A 3,456-nucleotide genomic window follows, 5' to 3' on the forward strand; every position below is an offset into this window, starting at 1 on the left:
ATATCTCATTAAATGAGATTTCAATTACAGTTATAAGTCAGGGGAATAATATCGCTCTAACTTATAACAATCTTAAAAAAGGACTTAAGCCCGTATTCTCTGGCAAAGCAGCAGGGATAATCACACATCTACAATTCCAACCCCAAAATCTAATAAGTTATTTTTTACATTGTAAATAAGGATGGAAGACAAGGACCAAATCGCACACCAACTCGACCACCAACAGCAAAAGTTTCTCCTTTATTTAGGGTACGCGGAGAAGGATCAGTTGTTCCATCAACATAAAATCCATAACTGGTTCCAATCCAATAGTAGCCTCACCTTTACGCATAAGGTTTCACTTTATATGTAACACCAGAGGATGGGCTGAGATGTAAATCAGTTATTGTCTCAAGCTGCCGCCGTGGTTGGTCGTAGTGAGTAGTGGTGTCGCGGGGGGGTTGTTAAGTGTGGCACTGTGAGGTTCCTGACGTGGCAGACAAAGAACTTTACGGCCGTTTGCACATTCTGCATCTCGCAGCTGAAGAACCCGTCTTTAGCCTCGGCCTCATTGAGGAATTAAGACATCACGGTTACGATCTCAGCCAAGGTACCTTAATCCGGCGTGCACTCGTATAACGTCTGCTCCTCGCTCAAATCTGCCCGTCAACTTCGTGCCAAGAGTAGACATTGATAATATTACATTGCGTTAAAAATTAGGAAGCAGGTCAACCTCACGAGTGAGGTTGTGTTGGCTCGGCCATTTTTAATAGATTCAGAAATATTCCGTTTCATGATTAGAAATCCAGATGAGGATTGAGCCACGATAGTCGTCATTAGTGGAGGATATCAACGAGCATTTATCTGCATTACCATCAGCGGTGTAAGCACAACTTTGCTTTACCCGGACAGTTAACTCCCCTCTTTTTGATACACTCTCTAAGTCAAGGAATTGCGCGCTTCCGGATGGGTAAAATATGCTAGTATCCTCTTGATCTTTATAGTTTCTTATACGCACAGGGAATTGGTTATTGTGATATTCATATCGCTCTACAACTTCGCCCGTGTCTTTGTCCACGATTGTTTCAAGCAACCCACGTACATTATAGCTGAGCACATATTTGCCCTTTTCATTCTCAAGCTCAGTGATTTCGCAAAGTTCATTGATTTTTCCGGTAATACGCAGGCCTTTAAAAGAGGTTAGTGCACCATCTTTGTTTACCAAATGGAACTCTCGGTCATTTGCCTTATCAACCATGTTGATATTAGTAAAGCACCCGCTTTGATCGTATCTAACTTCTGTCATAGCCTGAAGTTTACCGTAAACATCTCGGATCCACTGGATGCTATGTTTTACGTTCCCAGTAGTTGCATCATGCTCGAACAAAAGAGCAGCATTTATGACCGCCGGTTTGAATTGAGTAAATGCAGCGACATTAAATGATATTGCCAAAAATAATAGACTTAAAAGCACCCTTGCTTTCATTAATCATTCCTTTATCAGTAGGATCGCACTCTAAGGTGACGTGGGACTCAAGTTATCCAATGCTTTGCGAATAGCCACGAATAATCGAGATGCTTCCATGCCACAAGTTAAGCGTCTGTTGTTCGCTCATACACAACAACAGAGAATAATCCAGCCGGAGTTGCTGTTTAACGTACATAGATTCACGCTGCGGCAAAATATTGGCCGTATCTCTTTTTTTGATTTCCCTGCTGGCGATACTCACCGCCCGGCTTGTCCGAATAGTAGCGTGTGGTCGTATTGACTCTGCGATAGAGCTTTTTGGCTTTGTTATCCTGATGACTCGCAATGTTATCCATTCTGAGTGGATGCCAATTTAAGTGTAGGCGGGCGCGCCAAAGAAGCGCCCTGTTCTTTTACTTATTGCAGATAGCCCGTTACCAATACAAGCCATCTGCTTCAGCGTGGACCGTCGGGTTCCGATTAATGCTAATTAATCCAGTAGTGGCTTGCGGTTTTCTTTCGCCGGCTCTGGCTTGAGTTTTTCAACGGGAATACTGCACATGGTTTCAGCTATTATCCCAAAAAGAGAGTCTTTCGGGAAGGTTTCCCATTGCCCCACATCCAGCTCCGCATGTATAAGATCGCCTTCCGCAAACGGTTTGGAAAAAAGCGTACGTCCCATAACCGCACGCTGGTTTTTGTCGCAGTTAATCACATCGATTGCCCGGGAACTGGAAACGTAGACGGGTGGGTTTTTTATAATCAGTGTCTGCTCCGCGTAGTTATTGATGAAATAAAACCGGCGCAAGTGACTGTTACCCTGGTAAGTTGAAATCACCCTGAAATCGACATACGAAGTCACTCTATCATCTGCAAGAATTTTTATTAAACCAGCCGGTGCTTGGGCGGGCGCTTGCGGCTGTGGTTTACTGATCCCAGTACAACCTGCCAGCATAAGTAATGCCAGCCATATCAGCTTTTTCATTTCGCTACCCCGCCGGTTAAATCAGGTCTTAATGTCGCGAGCATATCAGGCGTTACATTTCCCTGAACGGAACAGAGCAATAATGTCCCTTCTTTACCTTTGCTGAGCATTAACAGCTTTTCGGTGCTTTCTTTTGCCGGAGCAATACCTGACACCGCTTGCGCATTTTCTCTCCAGGCACTGTTGGGGTCTACTTTAATCATCGCCTGAGAGAGATAATCATCTCCGGCCTTGCCCCAGGTTAAATGATCAAGCTTGGACATGACCTCTTCAGGCGATTCTTTGAAAATCAGCCCCCAGTAATAGTACTTACCATAATTGATTTCATTGAGGTTGCTGGTTTGCAGAAAATATCCCGATAGCGTCAGATTTAATTCATGTAGAGGTTGGGCAAACCAGACGATGCCATTACCGTCAACCGGCGCTTTGAACCAGGCGTGAAATTGCTGGTCAACCGTTAAAGGTGCTACGCGGCTGAGTGTGGTTCGCTGATGATAGATCTCACTGAAAAATGTTGTGTCGCAACGCGTCAGGCTTTGCGTCAACGTATTGGCATAAACAGGTAACGTAGCCCCTGTCATTCCTAGCATGAGCACAATGGAGCAGATAATTTTATGCATGTAATATCCATATAATAAAAAAGACGCTATTTTTATCGGCACTCTGCAATGATACTTTACGCTTTCGTCTTTAACTCCCTTATCTGGCATGTTAAAAAAACTGCCCTTGCAGTTATGACCTCCAGCAACCCCTATTGTGTAGCCCCTTGAGCACGGCACATTCTATGTGCTTTTAATATCTTTGCAGTCGATTAGCCATAGATCTGTTATGGTAAATACGACCGACATAGTTTAATGGTTATATCCTATAGCCGTAAAATTAACTTCCGCTCCTCGCTGACTATAGCGTGGATTAAGTGTTGCACTGAAAGCTATCAAATCAAAGTAAATACAGTCAGGTATCTTCCCACAGCGGCTCCAATTCAACAGGAAGTTGCTCCTTATCAAATCCCTCAAACCAGTAA

Annotated in this window: 4 protein-coding genes and 1 pseudogene; 2 read left to right on the top strand and 3 right to left on the bottom strand. The window is 43.8% G+C overall.

What is annotated here, in order from left to right:
• Positions 1-471: 471 nt before the first annotated feature.
• A pseudogene (locus V1952_RS20770) lies at positions 472-597 on the top strand (PadR family transcriptional regulator); the annotation flags it as partial.
• A gap of 157 nt (positions 598-754) precedes the next feature.
• Here V1952_RS20770 and V1952_RS20775 read toward each other — a convergent pair.
• A complete protein-coding gene (locus V1952_RS20775) occupies positions 755-1,465 on the bottom strand; it encodes a YnfC family lipoprotein (RefSeq protein ID WP_420075450.1) in 711 nt (236 codons plus the stop codon).
• A 97-nt stretch (positions 1,466-1,562) separates the two neighbouring features.
• Between V1952_RS20775 and V1952_RS20780 the strand changes: the two genes are divergently transcribed.
• Positions 1,563-1,748, top strand: coding sequence for a hypothetical protein (locus V1952_RS20780; RefSeq protein ID WP_420075451.1), 186 nt, complete (start codon positions 1,563-1,565; stop codon positions 1,746-1,748).
• A gap of 189 nt (positions 1,749-1,937) precedes the next feature.
• On the opposite strand, the gene V1952_RS20785 is transcribed toward V1952_RS20780, so the two are convergent.
• On the bottom strand, positions 1,938-2,432 hold the full coding sequence (locus V1952_RS20785) for a surface-adhesin E family protein (protein WP_420075452.1): 495 nt from the start codon (positions 2,430-2,432) through the stop codon (positions 1,938-1,940).
• The gene (locus tag V1952_RS20790; protein WP_230822906.1) at positions 2,429-3,142 is read right to left on the bottom strand and encodes a hypothetical protein; all 714 of its coding nucleotides are present in this window, start codon (positions 3,140-3,142) and stop codon (positions 2,429-2,431) included. Before V1952_RS20790 ends, V1952_RS20785 begins: the two co-directional genes overlap by 4 nt.
• Between the last annotated feature and the right edge of the window lie 314 nt (positions 3,143-3,456).

It is taken from the genome of Yersinia sp. 2542 StPb PI (genome assembly GCF_048593855.1).
GTDB classification, from domain to species: domain Bacteria; phylum Pseudomonadota; class Gammaproteobacteria; order Enterobacterales; family Enterobacteriaceae; genus Yersinia; species Yersinia enterocolitica_E.